This window comes from Polaromonas sp. P1_E3 (assembly GCF_056405935.1).
The window spans coordinates 1-5,422 of record NZ_JBFUBD010000185.1 but is presented as its reverse complement, the minus strand read 5'-3'; the positions used below and the strand labels follow the sequence as shown (position 1 = coordinate 5,422).

The 5,422-nt window shown below is 63.2% G+C and carries 3 protein-coding genes; 1 reads left to right on the top strand and 2 read right to left on the bottom strand.

The annotated features are described in order from the left end of the window. Both hrpA and AC1D0Z_RS15380 read right to left on the bottom strand, forming a co-directional pair. Positions 1-3,395 (bottom strand): ATP-dependent RNA helicase HrpA (hrpA, locus tag AC1D0Z_RS15385; protein ID WP_477659097.1); only part of this gene is annotated, 3,395 nt, incomplete at its 3' end. 119 nt (positions 3,396-3,514) lie between these two features. Then, a complete protein-coding gene (locus AC1D0Z_RS15380) occupies positions 3,515-4,735 on the bottom strand; it encodes a sensor domain-containing diguanylate cyclase (RefSeq protein WP_477659096.1) in 1,221 nt (406 codons plus the stop codon). 228 nt (positions 4,736-4,963) lie between these two features. Between AC1D0Z_RS15380 and argA the strand changes: the two genes are divergently transcribed. Continuing rightward, positions 4,964-5,422 (top strand): amino-acid N-acetyltransferase (argA, locus tag AC1D0Z_RS15375; protein WP_477659095.1); only part of this gene is annotated, 459 nt, incomplete at its 3' end.

Genomic DNA, 5,422 nt, shown 5'->3' with positions numbered 1-5,422 from the left:
GGCAATGGATCGAGCAAAAAGGCGCGGTCCAGCGCGACCTCGATGATCTGCTCGCGCAGTTCCTCCAGCGTGCCGCCGCCGGAATTGTCAGGAGCGCGGCCTACCAACATGTAGCTGGTCGCCATTTTCTGCAGCTCCGGCAGGTTCTTTTCCAGGTACTTCAGCGCATCTTTAATTTGCAAGGCAAAAAGACGGCGCAAGCCCGCACGGTGTTTGGCAGCCGCCGCATCGGGCTCATCAAACACCTCAATCGTCACCGCATCGCCCAGGTCAATCAGCGCCGGAAAACCGATCAGCGTCTGCGATCCCTTGCGAATTTCCATCAGCTCCGGCAGCTCGCCAAAGCTCCAGGTGGTGTAGCGCTCAGGCGCTTTCACTGCTATCTTTTCAGGAGCTGCTTGCGCACGTCCCGATTGGGCCGGAGGCCGATTTGATGCTGAACCGGCGGTAGATCCGGCGGCCTGGCTGGACGCCGGCCCTGGCGCTTTCGCCAGGTTCTTCAGCCCGGCCAGCGCCTGGAAGGCACCTCGCGCCTGCGAACCCAGATCGCCCTTGAGCGCGCCGAGGYTGCGGCCTGCGCCCAGCTGGCGGCCGTGCTCATCCACCACACGGAAGTTCATGAACAAATGCGGCGGCAGCATGTCCAGCTTCATGTCGTTGCGCTTGACGTCCAGCGAAGTTGCGTCCCGCACCAGCTTGAGCACGGCGTCGGTCAGTGAGCCACTGCCGAAGACTTCGGGCTGTAGCAGTTGCTCCGTCATGCGTGCGGCAGTCTCGGGCAGCGGCACCAGGCGCGAGCGCGGACGCTGGTGCAGCGTCTTGATCAACGCCTGGACCTTGTCCTTGAGCATGCCGGGCACCAGCCACTCGCAGCGCTCTTCGTTGACCTGGTTCAGCGCGAACAGCGGCACATCCACCGTGATGCCGTCCCGAGCGTCGCCGGGTTCGTGCAGGTAAGTCACCAGGCAGTCCACCCCGCCCATTCGCAATGTTTTGGGAAACGACTGCGTGGTAATGCCTGCAGCCTCATGCCGCATCAGTTCTTCACGCGTCAGCAGCAGAAGCTTCGGCTGCTTTTTGACTTCCTCTTTGTACCAATGCTCGCAACTCGCACCGCTGTGTATGTCGGCCGGAAGTTGCTGGTCATAAAAGGCGTAGATCAGTTCCTCATCCACCAGCACATCCTGGCGCCGTGCCTTGTGCTCCAGGTCCTGCACCTGCTGGATCAGCTTCAGGTTGGCCGCGAGGAACGGCAGTTTGGTGTCCCAATTGCCAGCGACCAGCGCTTCGCGGATGAAAATCTCTCGCGCCGTTACCGGGTCAACCCGGCCAAAGTTAACGCGCCGCCCGTTGTAGACCACCAGGCCGTAGAGCGTGGCGCGCTCCAGCGCCGTGACCTGCGCGGCCTTTTTCTCCCAGTGCGGGTCCAGCAGCTGCTTGGCTAAAAGATGCCCGGCTACCTGTTCGATCCAGGCCGGGTCGATGTTGGCAATGCCGCGGCCGAAAAGGCGTGTGGTTTCTACCAGCTCGGCCACCACGATCCAACGGCCCGGCTTCTTGCTCAGGCGCGCGCCGGGATGGCGATAGAACTTGATCCCGCGTGCGCCCAGGTACCAGTCTTCCTCGTCGCTCTTGCAGCCGATGTTGCCAAGCAGGCCGCAAAGCATCGAAAGGTGCAGCTGTTCATAGCTGGCGGGCTTATCGTTCAAGACCCATTTTTGTTCACCCACCACGGTATGCAGCTGCGAATGGATGTCGCGCCACTCGCGCACGCGGCGGATGTTGACGTAGTTCTCGCGCAGCAGGTTCTCGTACTGGCGATTCGACAGCTTGTGGTCAGTGCCGTGGCCGCCGCGCGCGTCGCCCAGCCATTTCCAGAGCTTGAKGTAGCCGCTGAACTCGCTTTTTTCATCGTCAAACTTGGCATGCTGCTGGTCGGCCTGCGCCTGCTTGTCCATGGGGCGGTCGCGCACGTCCTGCACGCTCAGCGCGCTGGCGATCACCAGTACCTCGTCGAGCGCGTTACGGTCCTTGGCTTCCAGAATCATGCGGCCCACGCGGGGGTCCAGCGGCAGCTTGGCCAGCGTGCGGCCGACGCCGGTGAGCTCGTTGTCCTCGTCCACCGCGCCCAGCTCGGCCAGCAACTGGTAGCCGTCGGCAATGGCGCGGCGCTGCGGCGGCTCGATAAAGGCGAACTCCTCGACATTGCCCAGGTGCAGCGCCTTCATGCGCAAGATCACCGAGGCGAGCGAGCTGCGCAGGATTTCCGGGTCGGTAAAAGGCTGGCGGCCCTGAAAGTCTTTTTCGTCGTAGAGGCGTATGCAGATGCCGTCGGCCACGCGGCCGCAGCGGCCGGCGCGCTGGTTGGCCGCGGCCTGCGACACCGGCTCCACCATGAGCTGCTCGACCTTGTTGCGAAAGCTGTAGCGCTTGACGCGTGCAGTACCTGCATCGATCACATAACGAATGCCCGGCACGGTCAGCGAGGTTTCGGCAACGTTGGTGGCGAGCACGATGCGCCGGCCGCTGTGGCCGTCAAAAATGCGGTCCTGCTCGGCCTGGCTCAGGCGCGCGAAGAGCGGCAGGACCTCGGCGTTGCGCGTCAGCGGCTGGTGCGCCAGGTGCTTGCGCAAATGGTCGGCCGCCTCGCGGATCTCTCGCTCGCCGGGCAAAAACACCAGGATATCGCCCGCGCTGTGCGGGCTCAGCCACAGTTCATCCACCGCGTCGGCAATCGCGTCGTTGAGGTCATGCTCACGCGACTCTTCAAATGGGCGATAGCGCTGCTCTACCGGGAACATGCGGCCCGACACCATGATGACGGGTGCAGGTCCCTTGGCAGAAGCAAAGTAGTCCGCAAAGCGCTGCGCATCGATCGTCGCCGAGGTGATGACCACCTTGAGGTCGGGCCGGCGCGGCAGGAGCTGGCGCAGGTAGCCCAGCAGAAAGTCGATGTTCAGGCTGCGCTCATGGGCCTCGTCGATGATGATCGTGTCATAGGCCTTGAGCAGCGGGTCGGTTTGCGTCTCGGCCAACAGGATGCCGTCGGTCATCAATTTGACGGAAGCGTCGCGCGAGAGGCGGTCCTGAAAGCGCACCTTGTAACCCACCACGTCGCCCAACGGGGTCTTCAGCTCTTCTGCAATACGCTTGGCCACGCTGGAGGCGGCGATGCGGCGCGGCTGGGTATGGCCGATCAGCCGGCCCTGCCCCGCCGGGTAATTGAGCTTGCCGCGCCCCATGGCCAGGGCAATCTTGGGCAACTGTGTGGTCTTGCCCGAGCCGGTTTCGCCGCAAACGATGATGACCTGGTGGGCCGCCATGGCAGCGGTGATTTCATCGCGCTTGCCTGAAACGGGCAGCGATTCTGGAAAAGTGATGGCGAGGGGAGACAAGGATGGACGCAAAGAAGAAGGCAAGCGGAGCACGAAAAAAGGGGGCAGCAACGCTGCCAGAACTCCCAATTATCGGGGGTTCCGGCCGCACCGAGCCATTCAGGGTTATGGGGCCGGGATCAGGCTGGCACCACGGGCAGGTCGACGGGTTCCCCGCTGGTCTCGTCAAACCAGGCAATTCGGCTTGGGTAGCTCAGCGCGGTGCGCGACATGCCCCGCCCTGTGCTCACCGCCGAAGAGGCACGTGCGTCGGACCGGGACACCTTGAGCACGCCAAGGCCGACTTCAGCGCCCCAGCGTGTCTGCTGGTTTCCTGCCAGGGCGCCCTCAAGGGTGGTGTTGAGTACCACCGGCCGCGCCAGGGCAGCCTGGACCCTGCGCGCCAGATGGATCAACTGGCCACTGTCATGGCAATTGCGCATCAGCAGCAAAAATCCGTTCTCTTCAAGGCGCCCCATTTCAACGTTAGCGGGCACCGTCCGCCGCAGCCGGCCGGCACATACAAACAGCGCGTGATTGGCGGCCGCGTGCCCGTAAAGCTTCTCCAGTACATAAAGATTGGCCACCGACACCACAATCACGCCCATCGGCACGAGCTCATCGCGGTAGCGCCTGAAGGCCGCCTCCAGCATGCTGCCGGTTTCGCTGTGGGAGCGCATGCGTGTGACCGGGTCATAGCTGGGACCGTACGCCATGGCCCGGTTCAGCTCGATCAGGTAGGAGTAACGGGTCCAAAGCACAGCCGCCATAGTGGCCAGATAACACGTGCCAGCGACGGCGGTTACCGCATGCACCTGCCAAGGCACATGGACACGGTCCATCGCCACCCAGCTCAACCCGGCGATGGCCACGAGCATGAAAGAGACGCCCGAGACAGCCACCCAGGCAAGCAGATCCCCCCGAACGGCACTGCGAAGACTGAGCACCATCGCCACCAGGCCCAGAAAACAGGCCATAGCCAGGCTCAGTGCCAGGGCGTGGCGCGGGCTCAACGCCCAGCCTACCGCGATATTCAGAAGCGCCAGGCTCGCCAGCCAGGTCAAGGCGCGCCTGGCAGAGTCCGGATCGCGCAGGATGCCCAGAATGGAAAACAGCAGGTAAGCCAGCAACGCAGACACCACGCTGGCAACATGGGCCAGGAAGCGGTCCAGAACATCAGGGTTCTCGATCGGCAACCCGCCCAGGAAGGCCACCACAAAAAACGTCGAGGCGATTGCCGAGACAGCGGCATTGACGGCAATGCGCCGCAGGGACCGGATATAGGCAAACGCCGAACCGGCCAGCATCAGGCTGGCGGAACCAAAATAGCAGCCCCAAAACCCGATCGCGTATTTGTCCATGAACCCTAACCATAACCCGCCGCCCCCCATTACGCAAACCCCCAAATGAAGTACGCCGGTGGAAGCGCAACCCGGCCAAAGCCGGCGTTTGCGCCCTCTGGCCCGCGGCGTCTCCCTTACACTCACTGGACTTTTCCGTACGGGGAAACAGCGCCCAAAGAGCAGCTTGCCGCTTGTGCGACGTCCCCGGCCGCCCTGACCGCCACAACCGATCCCGAAAGCGCGCCCATGTCTGCCGTCTTCAATTTCACCTTTGTGCCCTGGTTCCGCTCGGTCGCGCCCTATATACATACGCACCGGGGCAAAACCTTCGTTGTGGGCATTGCCGGTGAAGCGATTGCGGCCGGCAAACTCCAGCACATCGCGCAAGACCTGGCCCTGATCCAGAGCATGGGCGTCAAGATCGTCCTGGTGCACGGCTTTCGCCCACAAGTGAACGAGCAGCTCAAGGCCAAAGGGCACGCCGCCAAATATTCCCACGGCATGCGCATCACCGATGAAGTCGCCCTGGACAGCGCCCAGGAAGCCGCCGGGCAGCTGCGTTACGAAATTGAGGCCGCCTTCAGCCAGGGCCTTCCCAACACCCCCATGGCCGGCTCCACGGTGCGGGTGATTTCCGGCAACTTCATCACGGCGCGGCCGGTCGGCATTCTCGATGGCGTGGACTTCAAGCATTCGGGCCTGGTG

Coding starts and splice junctions, on each gene's coding strand:
- AC1D0Z_RS15380 (WP_477659096.1), bottom strand. CDS start 4,735: ATGGACAAATACGCGATCGGGTTTTGGGGCTGCTATTTTGGTTCCGCC.